20 protein-coding genes are annotated in these 22,963 nt (G+C 33.4%); 18 read left to right on the top strand and 2 right to left on the bottom strand.

Annotated features, from left to right (window positions below; genetic code table 11):
• The first annotated feature begins 34 nt into the window (after positions 1 to 34).
• The 9 genes from KFD70_RS15390 to KFD70_RS15350 all read left to right on the top strand — a co-directional run bounded on the left by KFD70_RS15390 (position 35) and on the right by KFD70_RS15350 (position 11,906).
• Positions 35 to 2,344, top strand: coding sequence for a glycoside hydrolase (locus KFD70_RS15390; protein WP_336453554.1), 2,310 nt, complete (start codon positions 35 to 37; stop codon positions 2,342 to 2,344).
• A 278-nt stretch (positions 2,345 to 2,622) separates the two neighbouring features.
• Positions 2,623 to 3,621: an LCP family protein gene (locus KFD70_RS15385; RefSeq protein ID WP_336453553.1), complete on the top strand. Its 999-nt coding sequence runs from the start codon at positions 2,623 to 2,625 to the stop codon at positions 3,619 to 3,621.
• A 171-nt stretch (positions 3,622 to 3,792) separates the two neighbouring features.
• Positions 3,793 to 4,614, top strand: a complete 822-nt coding sequence (locus KFD70_RS15380; protein ID WP_336453552.1) for a peptidoglycan-N-acetylglucosamine deacetylase — start codon at positions 3,793 to 3,795, stop codon at positions 4,612 to 4,614.
• 17 nt (positions 4,615 to 4,631) lie between these two features.
• Entirely contained in the window at positions 4,632 to 5,288 is a 657-nt protein-coding gene (locus KFD70_RS15375; RefSeq protein WP_336453551.1) for a YkyA family protein, read from the top strand.
• 262 nt (positions 5,289 to 5,550) lie between these two features.
• Positions 5,551 to 6,228, top strand: coding sequence for an MgtC/SapB family protein (locus KFD70_RS15370; RefSeq protein WP_336453550.1), 678 nt, complete (start codon positions 5,551 to 5,553; stop codon positions 6,226 to 6,228).
• Positions 6,229 to 6,410: 182 nt separating this feature from the next.
• Positions 6,411 to 7,784 carry a sigma-54 interaction domain-containing protein gene (locus KFD70_RS15365; protein WP_336453549.1) on the top strand — a complete coding sequence of 458 codons (1,374 nt, stop codon included), beginning with the start codon at positions 6,411 to 6,413 and terminating at the stop codon, positions 7,782 to 7,784.
• Positions 7,785 to 8,109: 325 nt separating this feature from the next.
• On the top strand, positions 8,110 to 9,066 hold the full coding sequence (gene speB, locus KFD70_RS15360; protein WP_336453548.1) for an agmatinase: 957 nt from the start codon (positions 8,110 to 8,112) through the stop codon (positions 9,064 to 9,066).
• Between the two features lie 23 nt (positions 9,067 to 9,089).
• On the top strand, positions 9,090 to 10,514 hold the full coding sequence (locus KFD70_RS15355; protein WP_336453547.1) for a sodium:solute symporter family protein: 1,425 nt from the start codon (positions 9,090 to 9,092) through the stop codon (positions 10,512 to 10,514).
• A gap of 66 nt (positions 10,515 to 10,580) precedes the next feature.
• Positions 10,581 to 11,906 carry an aspartate aminotransferase family protein gene (locus KFD70_RS15350; protein WP_336453546.1) on the top strand — a complete coding sequence of 442 codons (1,326 nt, stop codon included), beginning with the start codon at positions 10,581 to 10,583 and terminating at the stop codon, positions 11,904 to 11,906.
• A 78-nt stretch (positions 11,907 to 11,984) separates the two neighbouring features.
• Here KFD70_RS15350 and KFD70_RS15345 read toward each other — a convergent pair whose 3' ends face one another.
• On the bottom strand, positions 11,985 to 12,974 hold the full coding sequence (locus KFD70_RS15345; RefSeq protein ID WP_336453545.1) for a Gfo/Idh/MocA family protein: 990 nt from the start codon (positions 12,972 to 12,974) through the stop codon (positions 11,985 to 11,987).
• Positions 12,975 to 13,126: 152 nt separating this feature from the next.
• Here KFD70_RS15345 and KFD70_RS15340 point away from each other — a divergent pair, with 152 nt between their 5' ends.
• From KFD70_RS15340 to KFD70_RS15325, 4 genes are all read left to right on the top strand, one after another.
• Complete coding sequence (locus tag KFD70_RS15340; RefSeq protein ID WP_336453544.1) at positions 13,127 to 13,663, top strand: GNAT family N-acetyltransferase; 537 nt, start codon at positions 13,127 to 13,129, stop codon at positions 13,661 to 13,663.
• Between the two features lie 433 nt (positions 13,664 to 14,096).
• Entirely contained in the window at positions 14,097 to 14,564 is a 468-nt protein-coding gene (locus tag KFD70_RS15335) for a DUF2975 domain-containing protein (protein ID WP_336453543.1), read from the top strand.
• 10 nt (positions 14,565 to 14,574) lie between these two features.
• Positions 14,575 to 14,796 carry a helix-turn-helix domain-containing protein gene (locus KFD70_RS15330; protein ID WP_336453542.1) on the top strand — a complete coding sequence of 74 codons (222 nt, stop codon included), beginning with the start codon at positions 14,575 to 14,577 and terminating at the stop codon, positions 14,794 to 14,796.
• 209 nt (positions 14,797 to 15,005) lie between these two features.
• On the top strand, positions 15,006 to 15,482 hold the full coding sequence (locus KFD70_RS15325) for a DinB family protein (protein ID WP_336453541.1): 477 nt from the start codon (positions 15,006 to 15,008) through the stop codon (positions 15,480 to 15,482).
• Between the two features lie 130 nt (positions 15,483 to 15,612).
• Here the strand turns inward: KFD70_RS15325 and KFD70_RS15320 are convergent, their stop codons facing one another.
• Entirely contained in the window at positions 15,613 to 16,059 is a 447-nt protein-coding gene (locus tag KFD70_RS15320; RefSeq protein WP_336453540.1) for a GNAT family N-acetyltransferase, read from the bottom strand.
• Between the two features lie 634 nt (positions 16,060 to 16,693).
• Here KFD70_RS15320 and KFD70_RS15315 point away from each other — a divergent pair.
• From KFD70_RS15315 to KFD70_RS15295, 5 genes are all read left to right on the top strand, one after another.
• On the top strand, positions 16,694 to 18,529 hold the full coding sequence (locus KFD70_RS15315; RefSeq protein ID WP_336453539.1) for an IucA/IucC family protein: 1,836 nt from the start codon (positions 16,694 to 16,696) through the stop codon (positions 18,527 to 18,529).
• A gap of 66 nt (positions 18,530 to 18,595) precedes the next feature.
• Complete coding sequence (locus KFD70_RS15310) at positions 18,596 to 20,443, top strand: IucA/IucC family protein (protein WP_336453538.1); 1,848 nt, start codon at positions 18,596 to 18,598, stop codon at positions 20,441 to 20,443.
• Positions 20,430 to 21,668, top strand: coding sequence for an AMP-binding protein (locus KFD70_RS15305; protein ID WP_336453537.1), 1,239 nt, complete (start codon positions 20,430 to 20,432; stop codon positions 21,666 to 21,668). Before KFD70_RS15310 ends, KFD70_RS15305 begins: the two co-directional genes overlap by 14 nt.
• The gene (asbD, locus tag KFD70_RS15300) at positions 21,665 to 21,937 is read left to right on the top strand and encodes a petrobactin biosynthesis protein AsbD (RefSeq protein WP_336453536.1); all 273 of its coding nucleotides are present in this window, start codon (positions 21,665 to 21,667) and stop codon (positions 21,935 to 21,937) included. The genes KFD70_RS15305 and asbD overlap by 4 nt, the downstream gene beginning before the upstream one ends.
• A 23-nt stretch (positions 21,938 to 21,960) precedes the next feature.
• A complete protein-coding gene (locus KFD70_RS15295) occupies positions 21,961 to 22,941 on the top strand; it encodes a DUF6005 family protein (protein WP_336453535.1) in 981 nt (326 codons plus the stop codon).
• The last annotated feature ends 22 nt before the right edge of the window (positions 22,942 to 22,963 follow it).

Here is a 22,963-nt window from a genome sequence, read left to right as displayed (position 1 = left end):
ACCACCTGTATATTCAGTGGTGGAGGTGCAGAAGATGAAAAAAATGATGATACTATGTCTTCTTACAACAATGACAATTACGGCTTTGACTGGATGCGATTGGAAACAAAAAAATGTTTCACACGAATTCAAAACAAAAAAAGTAACATATAAAGATTTTACGTATGAGGTGAATCCAGAAACGTTTGCTTTAACAGTGGAGCATGATGGGGTGAAGGAACAAGTATCACAGCCTTTGCCGAAAATGAAAGTATCAAAATTGAAAAAGGATGGTACACACACATCGTGGGAATATCCAGATCAGAAGATGAAAGTGAATTTAGAAAAGAAAAAAGATCATGTAAATATTGAGATTAAATCTACGGGTGCAGAAAGCTTTACTTGGCCAAAAGTACAAGCTGAGAATTATACACTTCCTTTATGGGAAGGGAAATATATTCCGAGCAATGATGAGAATTGGAAGGGATTTTTAAAGGATGAAACATATTCATTTGCGGAGTCATTTTCAATGAAATTCTTTGCGTTAAATGGTTCGAAATATTCCACGGTATTTGTTGCAAACAATATGTTTAATAACGAAGTGAAATTCCATTCTGATCCGAAAATTGGATTTGATTTTACTCATGAATTTCCGAATATCAACAAAAATAAATCGTACGGTTTTCAAGTGTATGTGACGGATAATGATGCAGTAAATATTGCGAAATTATATAAGAAGAATATTGTAGAGAAAGGTGAATTTAAAACATTACAAGAGAAAGCAAAACAAAATAAAGAGGTTGAAAAATTATACGGCGCAGCGCATTTTTATTTTTGGAATCAAAATGCTTTAGCCCAAAGTAATGTAGATTGGCCAAAATTAAGACAACAAATCAATAGTCCTATATTTGGATGGATAAAAGAACTAATTCAAAAATATAGTAAAGAGCCTGGCGAATTACATGTATTTGATCAAATTCATAAGCAGGATTTTATTGATAAGTATCAAAAAAATGTTGTTTTGCGTTATATAAATGAAGTGTTAGGGATGAAGGAGTTTTATAAAGAAGATATTTTTCCAAAAATTGATGATGAAACAAATCGATTATTGAAAAAAGGCGTAGATCACTTAACTGAAACGGAATTATATAGCTTAAATAAACATTTATTAAAATCGGCACTTGGTGACGCAGTTGAGGATGTTGAGAAATGGGGGAGTGCAGATGGTACGGATGTTTTAAAAGAGATGAATGAAGCTGGTATTGATCATGCGTGGATTGGACTGCCAAATTGGAAGCAAGGATTCATTCAACCAGAATTTGTGAAGCAAGCTGAGAAAATGGGATACTTAGTTGGTCCATATGATTCTTATCATTCGATTCATGAAAAAGGCGATAAAAATTGGAATACAGCTTCTTTTAAAGACCCTTCACTATTTGAAGATGCAACAGTTGCAAAAAAAAATGGTGAGAAAATACAAGGGTTTTTAGGGAGAGGTCGTAAATTAAATCCGACATTATCCTTACCTAGTGTGAAAGAACGTGTCAATGGTATATTAAATAATGGTACCTCATTTAATTCATGGTTTATTGATTGTGATGCCACAGGGGAAATTTACGACGATTATTCTCCAAAACATATCACAACACAAGAAGAAGATTTAAAAGCACGTTTAGCACGGATGGATTATATTGCGAAAGAAAAAGGCATGGTCGTTGGTTCTGAAGGTGGAAATGATTTTGCGAGTCAAGTGATTGCTTTTGCACATGGTATTGAAACGCCTGTTATTAAATGGGCCGATGAGGATATGAGAAAGAATAAGACAAGCACATATTATGTTGGAGGTTACTGGTCACCCAATCAAAACGTTCCAGAAAAGTACGCAAAACAAGTACCAGTGAAAGAAGAATATAAGCAAGTATATTTAAATCCCATGTATTCACTACCTTTATATAAATTAGTGTACAATGACTCTGTCATTACAACTCATCATTGGGAATGGGGTAGCTTGAAGGTAAAAGATGAAGTCGGAAATCGTATGTTATATGAACTATTATATAACGTTCCGCCTTTATATCACTTAGATGAAGTCGAATGGAAGAAGCATAAAAATAAAATTACGCATCATTTAAAAATATGGGAAGCATTCCATAAAAAAGCAGTAAAAGAAGAGATGACGAACTTTGCATATCTTTCAAAAGACAAGCTTGTGCAAACAGCTTCCTATGGAAAGGACATAAAAGTAATTGTAAACTTCTCTGATCAAGATGTGAAAACAGAAGATACAAAAGTACCAGCAAAATCGGCTGTTATTTTTGATGAAGGTAAGAAAATGATTTATAAACCTGAAGTGAATGAAAAGTAAAATATAAATGTAGAAAAATTCCGCTCGTTATGTAATGAAAGTTCTAACTGGCGGTCTTTTTGGACAGGTGTTGAAAACGTAATTGTAAATTTTTTGAAAATGTTATTTGACATCTTGTTAAAATAAAACACGAGAGTATAATGTGAAATGAAATACATATTGATTTTACTTCTTTACAACGAAACCTTACAAAAATGTAAGGTGAATGAAATGAAATTCAATATGAAGATTGATAAACATGGAGTATACTAGGAAAAGAGAAAGAGAGGAGAATAAACATGGGCTCTGAACTAGAACAAAACACAAGAAGTAAAAAGAAACGTTCTAAAAGAAAATCTGTGAAATGGTTCATTTTGATTCCATTTTTACTGCTCATCTTTGGAGGAGTAGGATATGGTTCGTTGTTATATAATAAAGCAAAAGCGGTTGTAAGTGATGCATATGCACAAATCGAAAAATCGACTAAACGTGATAAAGAGGTTGAACCGTTAAAAGATAATATTTCGGTTTTAATTATGGGTGTTGATGGAAGTGATATTCGAAAAGGGCAATATGGAGAAGCTGTTCGTACGGATGCACTACTATTAGCGACAATTAATAAAGATGATAAATCAGTAAAATTAGTAAGTATTCCGCGTGATTCACGCGTGTATATTCCATCAAAAAAGAAACAGGATAAGATTACACATGCCCACGTATTCGGCGGAGTTGAAAGTACACGGAACACAGTAGAAAGATTTTTAAATGTTCCAGTGGACTACTATGTGAAATTTAACTTTGATTCTTTCGTGAAAATTGTAGATTCACTTGGTGGCATTGATATTGATGTACCAGTTACATTCACAGAACAAGATAGTAAAGACCAAGCAGGTATGATTCATTTAGAAAAAGGTTATCAACATCTAAATGGAGAGCAAGCTCTAGCGTTGGCGAGAACACGTAAGATTGATAGCGATGCAATGCGTGGTCAAAGACAACAGCTTGTTATTGAAGCGATTGCGAAAAAAGCAATGTCTGTTCAATCGATTAGTAAATTAGGTTCTCTGTTAGATGCAGTTGATCGCAATATGAAAACAAACTTAACATTTGATGATATGCTGTCCATTACAAGAAATATGGCCGGAACTGATTTGCAAATGGAGAAAATTCAAGTAGAAGGTACGGATAAACGTATGGGTGGGATTTATTACTACATTCCAAATGAAAAAAATGTGCAAGATATCTCTAAAAAGTTGAATGAACATCTAGGTATTACGCCAAAAGCGGTTCGAAACTAATTGTAAAAGGTTGGCGCCTAGCCAACCTTTTTTGATTCGTAATATATGTATTAAATAGATTAAAATACCATTGTAGTTATTTAAAAATGTTTACATATATAATAAAATAGATATATATGCTATGCATGGAAGACTTATATAAGAATAATAGAAAGAAAGGAATTTCATAGAATGGGGAATGTATTTAATGTAAAAAGCATAATAGTTACAATCGTGGCTATTATTGCAATCGCAGTTGGGTATTTTATGTTTCAATCCATTACGTCACCAGCTAGAGCAGTAGCAAATCAAGTGAATGCAGTACAACTTACAAGCGAGCAGCCACAAGTGGAGATGAATAAAACAGTACCAACTCAATTTAATGGTCAAGTGAGAAAAGTGGCGTATCTTACATTTGATGATGGGCCAGGGAAATATACGGCTGAACTGCTAGATATATTAAAACAAAATGATGCGAAAGCAACATTTTTCTTAATTGGTGCAAATGTAAAACAGTTTTCAGATTTAGTAAAACGTGAGAAAGCAGAAGGTCATTATGTAGGTATGCATAGTATGACACATGATTTTAAAAAATTGTATACAAGTGGCGAGTATGTGAATGAGATGAAAGAGGATCAAGGATTAATAGCAAATATTATTGGAGAATCTCCGAAATTAACACGTCCTCCATACGGTTCTATGCCTGGTTTAAATGAAGCGCTTCGTAATAAAGTAGTAGAAGGTGGCTTTAAAGTTTGGGATTGGACGATTGACTCTTTAGATTGGAAATACAATAAAATGCCTGTTGATGCTGCTTCAGCAAAAATTGTTCAAAATGTACTGACAGGTGCAACGAATCCTAAAGAAGTTATCTTAATGCATGATATTCATCCGCAATCTGTTGCAGCAGTACCAGCAATTATAAAAGGGTTAAAAGAAAAAGGTTATGAGTTTGAAGCGTATCATGAAGGGGATCACTTCCCATTGAATTTTTGGCATGATAAACGTATGTAACATAGGGGGAAAAGAAGTTGAATTATAAAAAAGTAGCATTAGTTGGAGCAATATCAGTAGGACTATTATCAGGCTGTTTTGGTGAAAAACCAGAAGAAAATTTATTTGTTGCATTTGAAAATGCAGCTAAACAAGAGAAGTCGTTGTTTGAAGATGCGAAAAAATTAGAGGTGTTGGAAAAACAGGGCCAAGAACTATATACTCAAATTATAACAGAAGGAAAAGAGCATAATGAGGCGGTTGCACAAAAACTAGATCAAGCAGTTTCAAATGTGGATGAGCGTGAAAAATTATTAAAAAATGAAAAAGAGGCATTAGAAAAAGCACAAAAAGAAACGAAATCAGTTCAAAGTAATGTAGAGAAAATTGAAGATAAAAAAATACAAAAACAAGCGAAAAAAGTAGAAGAAGCTTATAAAAATCGTTATGATGCTTTTCAAAAAATGAACGAAAGTTATGTGAAATCAATGGCGATTGAAAAAGAGCTTTATGCGAAATTAAAAGTAAAAGAAACAAAGTTAAAAGAAATTAGTGAGAAAGTGAAAGAAGTAAATAAATTAACAGAAGAAATGAAAAAAGAAAAAGAGAAGTTTAATGGATATACAAAGGAGTATAACGAAGGAAAACTAGCATTCTATAAAGAAGCAAAAATTAAGGTTAAGGAACAAAAATAAAGTACATTATATTTTCTAATATAAGTAATACGTCACTTTAAGCAAGTTTGGTTGTAAAAAAAGTGTTAGATTGAAAAGATTTAAGTAAAATAAGACTAAAAAAGTCGAAAAACATTTATTTCTATGTTTTTCGACTTTTTGACTTCTGGGATAGAAAAGACTGGAATTGAAGTGCTAAAAGAGTTATAGTTTAATATTTAAAGGAAAAAATGATGTTTAAGAACAGAAATGTTGAACATCATATAAGTAAGGAGAATGAAAAATGACATATGAATTTTTACTCAAATTAGGTTTGGCACTCTTTCTAGGTTTATTTATAGGAATAGATAGGCAGCTAAAGAATAAACCACTTGGTGTGAAAACAAGTATGGTCATTTCTGTAGCGAGTTGTTTAATTACAATGGTTTCAATTGAATCGGTGAATGTTTACTCTTCACCCGGACATACAAATATGGACCCGATGCGTTTAGCAGCTCAAATTGTGAGTGGCGTTGGTTTCCTTGGAGCGGGTGTAATTTTAAGAAGAAATAATGATGTGATTTCAGGATTAACAACGGCATCGATGGTTTGGGCAGCATCTGCTTTAGGGATTGCAATTGGGGCAGGTTTTTATATTCAAGCAACAGTTGCGATGATTTTAATTATATTGGCTATTAATGTACTGCCACATCTTGTTAAGATTGCTGGCCCTTATTCTCTAAGACAAAAGGATTTGGCAATTAAAATTATCGTAAAAGAGCATCGAGAATTAGATGGTATTTTTAAACAAATTAAAAACTTAAACATGCAAGTGAAGCGCGTGAAAATTAAAGACATTGACAGTGAATCTCAGCAATTAGAAATGGTTATATTGGCACCTGAAGATTTATATACAACTGAATTATATAGTTCATTAAAAGAAATTGATCATATTGTTTCGGTTGAAGTTGAAAGTAGATAAAGTACGCATTATAAAAAATCCTCCAGTTATGTAATTGAAATTGGAGGGTTTTTCTTGTTGTATGAAGTCATAGAAAAAATAATGAGAGGCATATTTTATGCTTTACATCTCTATACAAAATCAAATAAACTATTCATTAATAAATAGACGGAATTTTCTATGTTTATAGGATGGTGAAAGATTTGTTATATACAGAATTTATTTCTGAAACAGAAACGATATTGGAATCTTTAATGGATGATCTGATTATAACAGATGTAAATGGTACGATTTTAAAAGCGACACAATTTACTGCTGATAGATATGGAATTGAGTATGAAAGTTTAATTGGTGCTTCTATTTATGAATTGGAACGAACGGGTATCATTACGCCTATTGTAACGCCATTAATTATACAAAAAAAAGAGAAAATTACAGTTGTTCAGCTTACAAAGACAGGAAATAAATTGTTAGTAACAGGTATACCTTTATTTGACGAGGAAGGAGAAGTGTATCGGGTTGTAAGTTATTCTTATGATGTTTCGGATTTGATAGAAATTCAAAAATATTTAGATCATATGCAAGAGGAACTGGAGCGTGTGAAAGAGGAAGCTCAACTAGCATTGCGTGAAAAAATTACATCAGTAGGGTTAATTGCTGATGACCCTGCAATGTATAAAGCAATGGGGACAGTACATCAAGTTTCAGAAGTGGATGTAAATACAGTTCTGCTTGGAGAATCAGGAGTAGGAAAAACGGCTATTGCTCGTTATATTCATGATAAGAGCCCAAGAAAATATGGACCTTTTATTGAAGTAAATTGTGGTGCTATACCTGAGTCTTTATTTGAGGCTGAATTCTTTGGGTATGAAGCAGGATCTTTTACAGGAGCAAAAAAAAATGGGAAACTTGGATTTGCAGAACTAGCTCACGGGGGAACTTTGTTTCTTGATGAAGTAGGGGAGCTTTCACTTGACCAACAAGTAAAACTTCTTAAGTTAATTGAAGAAAGACAATTTTATCGAGTTGGTGGAACAAAGCTTAAAAAGGCGGATTTTCGTCTTATTGTCGCGACAAATCGTGATTTAGAAGAGTTGGTAGTGAATAAAGAATTTAGACAAGATTTATACTTTCGTTTAGTTGTTGTGCCAATTTTGATTCCTCCACTACGTGAGCGACCTAAAGATATTATGAATTTGATATATTTATTTTTGAATAAATTCTGTACCCAATATAAAAGAGAGAGGGAATTAGATCAAGCAGTTATACAAATTTTATTACAACAAAAGTGGAAAGGTAATATAAGAGAGTTAATGAATATAATAGAACGGCTCGTAATTACATCGCATTCCAAGTTAATTACCATTGAAAATATACCAGATTACTATAAATCTAATTCTAGTGATGAATTCGTTATAAACTCGTCTCAAACTCTTACGGAAATACTAGAAATGGTAGAGAAACAGGTGTTACTGGATGCTAAGAAAAAATATAAGACGACTGTGAAAATAGCAGAAAACCTAGCGATAAGTCAGCCTTCTGTAGTAAGAAAGCTGAAGAAGTATAGAATAAAGTGAAACTTTAATCAGTGGGGCTTACTGCCCGTTAATGCGGGGGAAATTGACGATATAAATTGTGAGAAGATGGATGAAGTATTTTCCTCCATCTTTTTCTTGTTTTTGAACTTGGCATGATAGTTGCATTAATAAACGATATAAAGGAGGAGGGAACATTGCCTTCTATATAAATACTTATTTTCAATGCTTTAAGATTTAGCAAAAGAAAAATAAGTAGGGGATAAATTGATAAGTACCCTTTATTAGTATGAGGTAAAGAATATCCCATTAATGTAAGAATTATTTTATTTAAAGTGACAGAAAAATAGTTTATAGGAGTGAGAAGATGTATAAACCAAAAGATTCTGCTATGTCGCCTCGTTTTTGTGGAGTGAAAACGTTTATGAGATTAGAACAAAAAAATACGACTGAAAATGTAGATTTTGCAGTATTGGGAATCCCTTTTGATACTGCGCAGTCGTATCGTGTAGGAGCTCGTTTAGGACCGAATCATATCCGGAATTTTTCAAGTTTATTACGCCCATATAATCCAGATCAAGCGATTGATATTTTTGAGTATTGTTCAGGTGTAGATTATGGGGATTTAGATATTGTACCTGGTAATATCCATCGTACATATGACAATATTGTGGAAGGCTTAACACCTGTATTAGAAAAAGGGATTGTACCTATTATATTAGGTGGGGATCATTCTATTTCATTAGGAAATTTAAGAGCGTTCGCAAAACAATTTGGGCCCATAGCTCTTGTTCATTTTGATTCTCATAGTGATACGTGGGATCATTATTACGGAGAAAAATATATGCATGGAACTCCATTTCGACGGGCGGTCGAAGAAGGGCTCATTAACGTCGATCATTCTATTCAAATAGGAATGCGTGGTCCTTTGTATGGGCCAAATGATATAGAAGATGCAAGAAGCTTGGGTTTTGAAGTTATTCCAATGAGAGAAGTGCGGAAAATAGGATATGCAGAAGTGTTACGGAGAATCCATGAACGAGTAAAGGATGCAGTAACTTTTGTTTCATTTGATATTGATTTTATAGATCCTGCATATGCACCTGGAACGGGAACGCCTGAAATTGGAGGGCCTACAACGATTGAAGCAGTTGAACTTATGCAAGGGTTAGATGGATTACATATCGTTGGTTTTGATTTAGTAGAAGTGTTGCCTGCGTATGATAGTGGAGAAATTACGGCAATTGCTGCATCAAGTATTGCATATGAAATGATTACTCTTGTAGCGATGCAAAAACGGCGTAATGTAGTAAGACTAAAATAATATGAATTGAAAAGGAGGATGTTATGAATACAGTAGATATATTGCTAATGGTGGGTTATTTTATAATTATTATCAGTATTGGTTTCGTAGGGGCAAGGAAAGCAAAAACATCTGAAGATTTTATGGTTGCTGGTCGTAGTCTAGGCTTAGTAATGTATCTTGCTTGTTTAGCAGCAGTAATTCTTGGCGGGGCATCTACAATCGGAACAGCAAGGTTAGGATATGAATTTGGTATTTCAGGGATATGGCTTGTTACGATGATTGGTATCGGAATTATTTTATTAGGAATATTTTTAGTGAAAAAAGTATCGAGATTTAAAATTATTACAATCAGTGAATTACTAGGGTTACGTTTTAATTCGCAAACAAGATTGATTACTTCATTGATTACTTTTATATACGTAACGATGATCACTGTCACGCAAGTAATTGGAATGGGAACGATATTGAATGTACTACTGGAATGGGATATTAAATTTTGTATGTTATTAGGGGGTAGTGTGGTTGTTATGTATACACTACTTGGCGGAATGTGGTCTGTAACGATGACTGATATATTTCAGTTTCTTGTAATGACAATTGGAGTATTTGCAATTATGTTGCCGCTTAGTTTACAGAAGGCCGGAGGATGGGCTGTTCTTCAAGAAAAATTACCACATGGATATTTTGAAATCGCTAATATTGGCGGAGATAAGATTTTTTCGTACTTTCTTTTATATTGTTTGGGAGTACTAATTGGGCAAGACATATGGCAACGAATTTTCACGGCAAAGACTGTCGGAATTGCGAAAAAAGGAACGATTGGTGCTGGGGTATATTGTCTTTTGTATGCGGTTGCAATCAGTGTAATTGGTATGTGTGCGGCTGTAGTTTTCCCGAATTTAAGTGATCCACAAAGTGCGTTTATAACAATGGCAATTACAATTTTGCCAGCAGGCTTATTAGGGATTGTCGTTGCAAGTGTTGTTTCAGCTCTAATGTCGACAGCTTCGGCGACATTATTAGCATCTTCAACATTGATAGTAAATGACATCATAAAAGGCACTTCATCTAAGGAATTGAGTGAAAAAGCGATGATTCGAATGTCGAGAATCGTGACTTTAATTATCGGAATATTTGTGATAGTTAGTGCTATTTGGATTCAGGACGTTATTGTAGCATTAGATGTTGCATATGCAATTTTATCTGGTTCAGTATTCTTTCCGATTATTTTAGGATTGTTTTGGAAACGTGTAACAGATAAAGCTGCCTTTTATTCGATTATTTTAAGTGCAACCGTAACAGTAGGGGGCTTAATTGTACAAGGACTTTCAGCTACAGATCCAATTTTATATGGAATGACGTGTAGTATCTTATCAATTGTCATCATTTCATATTTAACGTCTCCGGAATTTGAAAAGTATGAGGAGTGGAAAGAACAGCATACCAATGTAGATATAGATGCATAAACAAATGAATCAATGATTTTTATACAAGATGCGAAAATGATGCACAATTATAAGGAGGAATTCAAAATGACTACAAACTGGAACCATTTAATTGAAAGAATGCCACAATTACTAGCACCAAGTATGGCAAAAGATCATCCCAATTTACCGGTTGTGAAAGAAGAGGGATGTTACTATTTTGGACTAGATGGAAAGAAATATCTTGATTTCACATCAGGTATTGCAACGACGAATGTTGGACATCGTCATCCAAAAGTTGTACAAGCAATTAAGGATAGTGCTGATAATCTGACTCATGGTCCATCCGGAGTGATTATGTATGAATCAATTTTACGTCTTGCGGAAGAACTCAGTACGGTATTACCACCTAAGCTAGATTGTTTCTTCTTTGCCAATAGTGGTACAGAAGCGATTGAAGGAGCAATTAAGTTAGCAAAATATGTGACGAAAAGACCTTATGTTGTTTCTTTTTTAGGATGTTTTCATGGGAGATCAATGGGATCATTAAGTGTAACAACTTCAAAAAGTAAATATCGTAAGTTTATGCAACCTAATGGGCTAACGTATCAAATTCCATATGCGAATATAAAAAATTGTCCAGAAGGGGTTGATCCAGAGCAACATTGTGTGGAAAAACTAGAAAAGGACTTTGAAATGTTGTTTAACCATCAAGTTACACCAGAAGAAGTTGCATGTGTGATTGTAGAACCTGTATTAGGAGAAGGCGGATATGTTGTTCCGCCAACAGGATGGTTAAAGAAAATTCGTGAAATTTGTAATCAGCATGGTATTCTATTAATCTTTGATGAAGTACAAACAGGTTTTGGTCGTACAGGGGAATGGTTTGCGGCACAAACATTTGGAGTAACACCGGATATTATGGCAATCGCAAAAGGAATTGCGTCAGGATTACCTCTGAGTGCGACAGTTGCTTCAAAAGAGTTGATGCAACAGTGGCCTTTAGGAACGCATGGTACGACTTTTGGAGGAAATCCAATTGCATGTGCAGCGGCATTAGCAACGCTTGAAGTAATGAAAGAGGAACAGTTGATTGAAAATGCCAAAGAAATGGGGGGGTATGCAGTTCAGAAGTTGTATGACTTAAAACAAAAACATTCTATGATTGGAAGTATTCGAGCAGTTGGGTTAATGATTGGAATTGAAATTATCAATCCAGAAACAGGTACACCTAATGGTGAAGGATTGTTTAAAATATTAGATATCGCATTGAAAAAAGGCGTATTGTTTTATTTCTGTGGAAATGCAAGTGAAGTAATTCGAATGATTCCACCGCTTTCTATAAATAGAGATCAGATTGATGATGGGTTAGCAATTTTAGATGAGGCACTTTCAGAATATGAGGAAGAGTTGAAGGTTTTGGTGAAGAACTAAAAACTATTGGATGAAAGTTAATCTCATAATTAAAATGAAGAGGGGGGATGAAAAATCCCCCCTTTTTAAGTATATGTACTATTTTCTTAAATCAGCTGGAAATACAAGGCCAATCTGTTTTCTAGCTTCTTCCATAATCTTCATTGTAATCATAGAAGCAGTATGAGAGTTTACAGTGGATTCTAATTGATTTTGCTGAATCAATCTAATAAATTCTTGTGTTTCATAGGACATTGTATTATTTGATTGCAATTTTGTAATATCTTCAACACGACCGTCTCTATAACGAATTTCAACTTTTGTAGGTGAGCTAATTTTATCGATAATTATGCTACCGTTCTCACCTTGAATTTCAGAAGGCACGTATGAATTTGTTATTTTTGAGTACATAATGACCGCATCCATCTCAGCATATTTTAATAAAAGGCTACCTTCTCCATCTACACCAGAATCTAGAAGGTAGGCATTTGCTTGTACATGAGATGGTGCTCCAAATAATACAACCATTGGATAAATGCAATACACTCCAATATCCATCAATGCGCCGTTTGAAAAGGAAGGATTAAAAGCATTTAGAATCTTTCCTTCCTTATAAGCATCATAACGAGAAGAATATTGGCAGAAACTCGCAAAATAACGTCTAACTTTTCCGATCTTATGTATATTATCTTGAATGGTTTGGAAGTTTGGAACAAGCGTGGATTTTAACGCTTCCATTAAAACGACATTATGCTTTTTAGCAGTTTGAATCATTTTTTCTACTTCTTTTGTATGAGAAGCGATTGGTTTTTCGCATAATACATGTTTGCCATGTTTCATAAAGAGAACGGCCTGCTCCGCATGCAATGAGTTTGGACTTGCGATATAAACTGCATCAATTACATCACTTTTTGCCATGCATTCTAAGTCTGTAAAAGTAGTATCTACATTGTATTTGCTTGCAAATTCTGTTGCTCTGTCTTTTGTTCTTGAATATATCGCTGTAAGTGAAAAATTTGGTAATGTACGTGAATCTTCAATAAACCTAGTGGTAATTGTATTGGTTCCAATAATTCCAAATCGCACCATCTTATTTTCTCCTTCTTTCAAATGATTTTGATATGAATTGCCGTAGGAGATTAATTATATAGGGAAGAAAGAAAAATACGAAATGATTTGCTTAATTGATATAGTTGGTATGTTTTCCTTTGATATAATGAGGAACAAGAGGGGGAGAAAAGATGGGAATAAAAATTAGAAAGGCAACAGAAAACGATATAAAAGGAATCACGAAAGTGCATGTTGATAGCTGGAAAACAACCTATAAAGGAATACTATCTGATGAAATGATAGAGGCTACAACGTATGAGAGTCGGGAAAAACAATGGAAAAACATTTTTAAACAAGCGGTAGGAAATCAATATAGGTATGTGGCAGAAACGTTAGATGGAGAAATTATAGGATTTATTGACGGTGGGCTCGAAAGAACAGGAAAATATGACTGTGATGGAGAATTATACGCAATTTATCTTTTGGAAGAATACCAAGGATATAAAGTCGGAAAACAATTATTTCAAACGCTTGTGTCAGAATTTATGAAAAATGATATTTGTTCTGTATTAGTCTGGGTTATATCCAATAATCCTTCAATAGGTTTTTATGAAAAGTTTTCTCCAGAGCGGGTCCATACAAAGTTTTTAGAGAGATTGAATGTTCAAGAGACAGCTTACGGTTGGAGAGATATGGATAACCTTTATAAATTATTAATACATGATTGAAAGAAGTTAAATAATATAATTATGTAAACAATAAATAGATTTTAAAAGGAGATATACAACTTATTATGTATATCTCCTTTTTATTACGCTATTTACTAGGAGTATGCCCCATGCCTATCAAGTTAAGGTTTTGAATTGCCCCCAAAACAAATTTTTTATCTCTCTACAGTTATTTATGATAACCTAGTTCCGTTTTTCATTTGGAAGAAAAATCAATTTTTAACTTGATGACGATGTGATGAAATTCCATAATAGGATTATTTAATGGATTAATTGAGATAAAAATTAGGATAGTTAGAGGAATGCTTTTTATCTTTATCTAAAATAAAAGGAATTATCAATAAAAAAATAATGAAATATGATAATAATTTATTGAGAAACGATAATATGCATGTTAATATCAAATTGAAAATAAAGAGGAGAGGTGCTTTTTATGAAATCTAAACAAGGTTCAACAATTTTCTTAAAAGTCGTTATTTTTCTTATTAGCATTGCAGTACTTAAGGTAGCAAGTAGAGATGCAGCAGCACATCCCGAGACGGATTACTTGCAGTATCCTTTTTTAGTATATGCGTATGTACTGCGTATTCCATTTTATGTTGCCTTGTATCAAGCATTTAAACTTTTAGCCTACATTGATAAAAACATGGCTTTCTCGGAATTATCTGTTAGAGCTTTGAAGTATATAAAGTACTGTGCAATCATAATTAGTATCTTAATTGTAGTAGGAATAATAATATCCATAGCTATATTTTATGGCAGTGAAGATATAACAAGTATTATAATGCTAGCACTAATAAGCATGTTTGCTTCAAGTGTAATTGCAACCTTTGCGGCTGTTCTTCAAAGGCTCTTACAAGAAGCTATTGATATAAAGTCAGAAAATGATTTAACGGTCTGAGGTGAAAAACATGGCAATTATAATCAATATTGATGTAATGCTGGTTAAAAAGAAAATGAGCGTTACAGAACTTTCGGAGAGGGTTGGAATAACGATGGCTAATCTGTCTATATTGAAAAATGGGAAGGCAAAAGCGATTCGATTATCAACTTTAGATGCGATTTGTAAGGCTTTAGAATGTCAACCTGGAGATATTTTAGAATACAAAAGTGACAAATACACTCAAGGGTAATAAAGTATAGAAAACAAATTTATTCAACAATCGAGCATTTTTCTGAAGTAAATAAAGCTTAATTTCTCATTTATAGGAGTACCGTCACATATCCATCAAGTTAAGAAATTGATGGATCTCGCTATTTAATTTTATGTAAACAAAGGATTTTGATTAACTTTCTATTGAATAAGAAAGAATTGAATGAAAAGTGAAGGGAGAGTGTTTTATTGCGAACGAAAGATGAGATTTTAGTCCAATATGCTTCTATTGACAATATATTGCAGTCATTATTAAATCTTAACGATCAAATTTGGTTTATTCCTATTCAATTAGATAAATGGTCGACGTCCGAAATTGTAGCGCATATTTTGTTTTGGGATCGCTTCATCCTTGAACGACTTTTATTACTACAATCACAAAAATGCTTAACAAAGGCAAATATCAATGTAGATGCATTCAATAGAAAATCCGCAAATTATGCTAAATCAGGAGTTGTAAAAGATGAACTCATCCAGCAATTTAAAGAAGCTCGTTTTAACCTTATTCACTTTCTAGAAGCATTTTCGGAAGAGGATTTCAGCAAAATATATATGATTCAAGATAAAAATCAGTCTTTACAAGATTACATGAATGCAATGGTAGATCATGACAATTTCCATTTCAATCAAATCACTACATTTTTGATTGAAAAGGGACATTACTGATGTAATACCTAATTTGCCTCACCATACATGCCTATTTTTAAGGATAAATAGTATTTTAAGAGTTTTTTAGTTTATTTGAACGAGAGTTCATTGTGTTTCCGTTTTTAAGTTGATAGGCATGTATAGTGTTCTATAAGGTGAACTTCGCCAATTGTTCACCCCAAGATGATAATTCAGTTTCAACAAATCCAGCTTTCCTATAAGCAATTTTTGCTGAAAGATTTTTAGGATTATATCCAATCATAATTAGAGGAATATTTTTATTATTAATACTTCTTATTTTTTTAATAATGAGAAATATAGCCTGTATACCTAAACCTTTTCCTTGGTATTCTTTATCAATCATTAGTCTATAAATCCAATAATTATTATCATCAGAGTCTATTCCAAACATTGCAAATCCTATTAGCTTGTTATCAAGATATATACCATTTGCATAGAAATTATCTAAAAATTGAACCTCTGCAATAGAATAAAGATTGGAGGCAATAAATATACGTTGTTCTTCTTTTACTGATAATTTTATAGCCTCCTCCCAGTTACTTTTGTCAATGGGTTTTAAAGATAGTTTGTTCAATAGAGATACTCCTTTCGAATATAGAAGGGAACCACGCAGTTTTTGGGCTATTAAAACGTTATCCCCTCATATTTACAACCTAAAAATACTATTTCCTTTTGCATAGACAACACCTCCTTAGCATCAGGATTTAAACTTCTAAATAATATATTTGACATTTTTAAATACTTTCTAATTTTATCAAAATTTAATTGATTCTGGTGCAAATATAGTCTGTTAGATTCTTGCTAACAAAACGCGAATTTCGTACGTTAAGTGATTATTCTACATAGGGATACGAATCGTTTTCGTACCCAATCGTTATCAAGTTAATGTGAATTTGTATCCATGCTACAGAAAAAGCGTTATTCTTTTTGTAGAAATATACAGAAAGGATGGCGCTTTTTGCGTAACTTAAGATTTTTCCTGTACCGTCTCTATAGCCTACTGAGAGATTATAATTGAGTTGAAAATTATAGAAGAAATATGACCGAAAAGATGGAAATTTAATTATGATAAAAAAATTCTGAAAGATACACTTGAATTGATAATGATAATCAATTAGAATCATATTTGATAATGATAATCATTTTTTTGTTAGTTATTATTAAAAATAAAAATTTCCGATAGCTTTATTGTAAAGAGGAGGACAAGTATGCAGCATGCGAAACAAATCGCGGAACATGCAACAATGCAAAGTTTTTTAAATTGTTATTTACGTGAAACAGGAAGTGGGGAATGGATTACAGAAGATGAGAATATAAGTACCATCTTTAGTGATACAAAGACGATGAGCACTGTTTCAACATATTTATGCTGTCGGTTATCGGCACAAAACATTACTTTGTATGCAGAAGTTATATATAAATCACCAACAGATCGTCATCTGTTTGGAAAACATTTCTATTATCAAATTGGAACAGATTTTCATGTTGTGAAAGCTGATTATGTAACGGTTATTACATTACTAATAAAAGAGATGTCCATGAACTATGGAGAGGGGACAAACCCGGACGAACTTCTACTTCGAGTTATTCAAAGTTGTCAAAATATGAAGGAGTTTATTGGAGAGAGAGAGCAAGATGTTGCAAAATTATATGGGTTCCATACGACTTTTATAGAAGCAGAGCAATCTTTACTTTTTGGTCATTTAAACCATCCTACCCCAAAGAGTAGACAAGGAATATTAAATTGGAAAAGTTCAATGTATTCGCCTGAATTACAGGGTGAGTGTCAACTTCATTATTTTCGAGCGCATAAGGATTTAGTAAAGGAAAAATCCGTTCTTATGGAACAGGCAACAGAAATTATAAAAGGGGAGTTAAGGAAAGACCCGTCTGTCAGTACGGAATTTATTGAACGTTATTGTGAAGAAGATGAATATTCTTTAATTCCAATTCATCCACTTCAAGCAGAATGGTTATTGCATCAGCCACATGTGAAAAATTGGATGGATAATGGTGTTCTTACGTATTTCGGACCAGTTGGAAAACCATATATGGCAACATCTTCACTTAGAACAATGTATCATCCAGAATCAAACTATATGTTTAAATTTTCTTTTCCTGTGAAAGTTACAAATTCAATGCGTGTGAATAAATTGAAAGAGCTTGAAAGTGGAATCGAAGGAAAAGAAATATTGAATACAAAAATTGGAGAAGTACGAGATAAATTCCCAGGATTTGATTTTATATGTGATCCAGCCTATATTACGCTAGGACTTGAAGGGCAAGAATCAGGATTTGAAGTAATTATTCGTGAAAATGCTTTCTATGGTGAGAATGCAAACAATGCAACCCTTATTGCAGGACTTACCCAAGATGCGCTTCCAGGTGAAAAAACGAGATTAGCAAATATTATTCATCATCTTGCAGAAGAAGAAGGAAGAAGTTGTGAAGAGGTAAGTTTAGAATGGTTCAGGCGGTATCTGAATATTTCCTTAAAACCAATGGTATGGATGTATTTAAAATATGGAGTTGCATTAGAGGCACATCAACAAAACAGTGTTATTCATCTGCAAGATGGTTATCCAGTAAAGTTTTATTTTCGTGATAATCAAGGATTTTATTTTTGTAGCTCAATGAAACATATTTTGGATACTGAATTGCCTGGTATTGGTGAAGAGAGTGGTAATTTATATGATGATAGTATTGCAGATGAACGATTCCGTTATTACTTAATATTTAACCATATGTTTGGGTTAATAAATGGATTTGGTACATCGAGGTTAATAGATGAGGAAGTTCTCCTTTCCGAATTAAGGACGGTATTGGAGTCATTCCTTCCATATAATCGTGAACCATCTACATTTTTAGAGGAATTATTGAAACATAAAGAATTACCGTGTAAAGCAAATTTATTAACAAGGTTTTTTGATGTTGATGAATTAACAAGCCCTCTTGAGCAAGCTATTTATGTCCGAGTTGACAATCCCCTCTTTCAAGAAGTGGCAGAAGAGTGTAATCAAAAAGAAAATGTTGTTCGTTCATAAATAGTTTTAAAATTTCACGTAATACAAAAAATGGTATTTTTAATACTTTCTATCATGGAGGAAACGATGAAGGAAGAGATTTATCATACGAAAGTAATGAAAGCGGTTCAATCGGATCGTTATATTGTTGTTAGACGAAGAGTTTTTCGTCAATTAATAGAGTCGTTAATATACGAGGAAATTATTTCTCCAATTCGCATACAAGAGGAAAAAAATATAATTTTTATAATTTCAGGGCTTGATGAAAGTGGAAATAGCGTCACATACAGATGCTGTGGTCAAGAGCGAATGACATTTGGCCGTATTCGCTTAACTGAAGAACCACTCGTAAGAATTCAAAATGATAGGGAAGAAGAAGGAACATCAATCGCACAATTTTTAAATGAAGTTTTTAAAATGATTCAGATAGATGAAACGAAAGTACGTTCCTTTATTCAAGAGTTAGAACAAACGATCTTTAAAGATACAATTGCTCAATATGAAAGATACGAAACAAAAGAGAAGCTTATAGAGAGAACATACGATGAACTGGAAAATCGTTTAATGGATGGACATCCATATCATCCAAGCTATAAGGCACGAATTGGCTTTCATTATCGTGATAATTACCAATATGGTTTTGAATTTAAACAGTCGATGAAACTTATTTGGATTGCCATTCATGATAAACATACTCATATAGGATCTCTGTCCAAGGAAGATTTCAATCATGTTGTGAGAGAAGAAGTAGGAGAGAAGAAACGAATTGAATTTTATTCTACTGTTCGAAATATAGGGTGTAATCCAAATGATTATACATTCATGCCCGTTCATCCGTGGCAATGGGAGAATTATATTATTCCGAACTATGCTGAGCATATACACAATAAGGACATTATTTTTATCGAACAATCAGAAGATGAATATTTTGCACAGCAATCGATGCGTACTTTACAAAATGCTACCAATTGTATGAAACCGTATGTGAAGCTTTCTATGAACTTATTAAATACATCAACTGTTCGGACATTAAAGCCACACTCAGTTGTTAGTGCACCTATTATTTCAAAATGGTTAACAGATTTGGTAAGCGATGACTCATATTTACGGGATGAGGTACGTGTTATTTTATTACAAGAATTTGCTGGTGTAACGTACGACCCACCAGGTCAATCTACGTACGGTTCATTAGGATGTATTTGGCGTGAAAGTATTCATACGTATTTAGAAGAAGCGGAAGAGGCCGTGCCATTTAATGCATTATATGCAAAAGATCAAGACGGAAAGCCTATTATTGAGCCGTGGCTAAAGAAAAGTGGCATTGAAATTTGGCTTCGGGAGCTTATACAAAAAGCGGTGTTACCAGTTGTACACTTATTAGTGGAACATGGCATTGCGTTAGAATCACATGGACAAAATATGATTTTGATTCATAAACAAGGAGTGCCAGTCCGGATTGCGCTAAAAGATTTTCATGAAGGGGTTGAATTTTATCGTCCATATTTAAAAGTTCCAGAAAAGTGTCCCGATTTTACAAAAGTACACAACATGTATGCAAAGGGACAGCTTAATGACTTTTTTGAAATGGATAGTATGCGTTGTTTACAAGAAATGGTCTTAGATGCGCTTTTCTTATTTAATTTAGGTGAACTAGCTTTACTGCTTGCTGATGAATATCAATTTAATGAAGAGAGATTTTGGATACTTGTTGTAGAAGAATTGGAGAGTCACTTTACAGGTTCTCAGTATTTATATGGACGTTTTGAAGAGTTGCAGTTATATACCCCTACATTTCGAGCGGAGCAATTAACAAAACGTCGCTTATATAAAGATGTAGAATCACTTGTACATGAAGTGCCGAATCCATTATATCATGCACTGCAACTTATAAAGAGTAAGATTTTTGTTAGGGAGGTAAATCATGCTAATCGTTAACAAACAAGAATATAGCAAGAATGATTTTGAATTAAGACTACAAATGTATGAAAATATGGAACATTTTCAAGAGGTGGATGGAAAGAGATTTGCTCTTTGTATAACAGATCCTTTTGATATTACTACGCTTATCCTTTTCTTAAAACAAAAAAGGGCATCTGTACTACTTATTCATGGAGAGACACCAAAAGCTACAGCTATTGAAATGGCAAAACGTGCCGAATGTTTTGGACTTTTGTATGGAGATTTTAAACAATTCATAATACTGAATAGTGAGTACCAAATAAAAAAAGAACCATCCTTACTGCAATATAGTTCAGGAACAACTGGTGAACCGAAACTCATTGAAAGGCCATGGAAAGAAATTGAAAGAGAAATTGATGCTTATAATCAAGCTTTGCAGTGTGAAGTTGATGAAGTCCCAATTGTATTGGCTCCTGTTTCCCATTCATATGGGTTAATTTGTGGGACGTTATCTGCGATAATGCGAGGCAGTAAGCCGATTGTTATTACAAATAAAAATCCGAAATTTGCGTTAAATATCATTCGTAATACACCAAAACATATCGTATATGCGGTACCACTTATGCTGCATATTATGGGAAGTTTTCCACAAGGAATTTTTCAGTTTCATAAAGTGATGACGTCAGGTTCACCGTTACCAGAATCATTATTTTATAAACTTAAAGGGATGACAAAGTATATGATGCAGCAGTACGGATGCTCGGAAGCGGGTTGCATTAGTATTTGTCACAATATGAACACACATTTAGATTTAGGAGAACCACTTCCTCATGCGTCTGTTCGTATTAGTGGTAATCAAAACCAGCCTGAAGAAATAGTAGTAACAATTGGAGAGAAAGTGATTTATACAAAAGATTTAGGATATAGATCAGAACGTGGGCTACATTTTGTAGGGCGTATGGATGATGTAATTAACGTGTCTGGTTTGAAAGTGTTCCCAATAGAAGTCGAGGAGACAATGCTCCGTTTAGATGGTATTCAGGAGGCAATTGTGTATCGCGGAAAACATCCTGTAATGGGTGAGATTGTAAAAGCAAAAGTAATTTCTAGTATTGAGCCTGTTCAAATACGAGAATGGTGTATACAACATTTACCGTCCTATAAAGTCCCTCATGAAATTGAAAATGTAACGGAAATTCCTAAAAATGCAACTGGGAAGGTAAGTCGTAAACTATTAGAAATGGAGGAAATGACAACGTGAATCGTAAAATGTTAAAGGCAGCTTTATTAGAAATTATGATAGAAAAAATGGAATTAAAAAATGTTACTTATTTAGAAGATACAATGCGTTTAAATCAAGATTTATATATTGACTCTGTCATGATGCTTCAGCTTATTGTTTACATCGAAATGGATTTACAATTATGTGTTCCTGAGGATGAAGTGGATCCGAAAGCTTTTTCTACTATAGGTTCTTTACTGGACTTTATGGAAGAACTACAACCGTTACAGGTGGATGTGAATAACTAATATTTTAGAAAAAGGGTGAGAAAATGACTTCAATTAAAGTGCACTGTTTAGTGAGTTGTTTTTGTGAAATTATTAAAAGACGTAGTGATATAGATTTTCGACCTTTTTACTTTGGTTTATGGGATGGGGATTTTGATATAACAGAGGAAGGGGTCATTTCTTATCATTCTGAAAATATTAGCCATGACAGTTACTTACATTGGTATGAAAAACTATACGGAATAAAAGTAAACGAATGGTACGATCATTCAAAAGAGAAGCAAACGAATGTAGAGACCTTTTTAGAGTTAGTAGAAACAAAGCCAGAAAATCGATATGTCATTGTAATGGTAGATATGTCATTATTGCCAGAGAGGGAAAATAAATTCCATCAAAAACCATTCCCACACTATTTAATGATATCAAAAACAAATCAAGAAGATGAATGGTTTATGCTGGATCCGGATTTTCGCTGGGAAGGAAATATGGCAAAGGATAAAGTGATTCATTCTATTGAAAATAATCCGTTCGGTGGCGGATATTTCATTGATGTACAGGCTGTTCGCGAGCCCTCTCAGGAAGCGATAGAAAGTTATTTTGTTGAGACATTCAAAAGGGATTACAATGAATTAACGATGAAATTAAAAGACTTGGTCATAAGAATGGTAAATGGTGAAGGTGGAACGGAGCTTTCTAAACTAATACCAGCAGTGAAGCAAATACCTGTATTGGCCATCCGTAAATATAGTTATGAACATGCATTTGCATATTTTCGTGAAACATTACAATACTCTGAAACAGAATTTGATTATTGGTGTGATCGAGTAGAAGATATCGTGCAAGGATTTACAAATGTACAGTATAAAGTAATAAAATTGGCAATGACAAAAAATAAAGAGATGTTATCATCAATTGTTGAAAAATTAAATGAGATGAATGAGATTGAATTTGCAATTAAACAGGAGTTAGAGAGACAGTTTGTAGCATGGAAAAAGATAAAAATAAATCAGGCTGTCACTTTATAAACAATTATCATTGAATTTGAGA

It is taken from the genome of Bacillus pfraonensis (genome assembly GCF_050768835.1).
GTDB lineage: Bacteria > Bacillota > Bacilli > Bacillales > Bacillaceae_G > Bacillus_A > Bacillus_A pfraonensis.
The sequence above is the reverse complement of the archived record's forward strand: the minus strand, read 5'-3'. Positions and strand labels throughout refer to the sequence as shown.

Excerpts from the sequence above, each read along its gene's own strand:
- KFD70_RS15390 (WP_336453554.1), top strand. The coding sequence starts at position 35 with ATGAAAAAAATGATGATACTATGTCTTCTTACAACAATGACAATTACG.
- KFD70_RS15350 (WP_336453546.1), top strand. The coding sequence starts at position 10,581 with ATGACTACAAACTGGAACCATTTAATTGAAAGAATGCCACAATTACTA.
- KFD70_RS15315 (WP_336453539.1), top strand. The coding sequence starts at position 16,694 with ATGCAGCATGCGAAACAAATCGCGGAACATGCAACAATGCAAAGTTTT.
- KFD70_RS15330 (WP_336453542.1), top strand. The coding sequence starts at position 14,575 with ATGGCAATTATAATCAATATTGATGTAATGCTGGTTAAAAAGAAAATG.
- KFD70_RS15355 (WP_336453547.1), top strand. The coding sequence starts at position 9,090 with ATGAATACAGTAGATATATTGCTAATGGTGGGTTATTTTATAATTATT.
- KFD70_RS15335 (WP_336453543.1), top strand. The coding sequence starts at position 14,097 with ATGAAATCTAAACAAGGTTCAACAATTTTCTTAAAAGTCGTTATTTTT.
- speB (WP_336453548.1), top strand. The coding sequence starts at position 8,110 with ATGTATAAACCAAAAGATTCTGCTATGTCGCCTCGTTTTTGTGGAGTG.
- KFD70_RS15370 (WP_336453550.1), top strand. The coding sequence starts at position 5,551 with ATGACATATGAATTTTTACTCAAATTAGGTTTGGCACTCTTTCTAGGT.
- KFD70_RS15380 (WP_336453552.1), top strand. The coding sequence starts at position 3,793 with ATGGGGAATGTATTTAATGTAAAAAGCATAATAGTTACAATCGTGGCT.
- KFD70_RS15295 (WP_336453535.1), top strand. The coding sequence starts at position 21,961 with ATGACTTCAATTAAAGTGCACTGTTTAGTGAGTTGTTTTTGTGAAATT.
- KFD70_RS15305 (WP_336453537.1), top strand. The coding sequence starts at position 20,430 with ATGCTAATCGTTAACAAACAAGAATATAGCAAGAATGATTTTGAATTA.
- KFD70_RS15310 (WP_336453538.1), top strand. The coding sequence starts at position 18,596 with ATGAAGGAAGAGATTTATCATACGAAAGTAATGAAAGCGGTTCAATCG.
- KFD70_RS15385 (WP_336453553.1), top strand. The coding sequence starts at position 2,623 with ATGGGCTCTGAACTAGAACAAAACACAAGAAGTAAAAAGAAACGTTCT.
- KFD70_RS15345 (WP_336453545.1), bottom strand. The coding sequence starts at position 12,974 with ATGGTGCGATTTGGAATTATTGGAACCAATACAATTACCACTAGGTTT.
- KFD70_RS15340 (WP_336453544.1), top strand. The coding sequence starts at position 13,127 with ATGGGAATAAAAATTAGAAAGGCAACAGAAAACGATATAAAAGGAATC.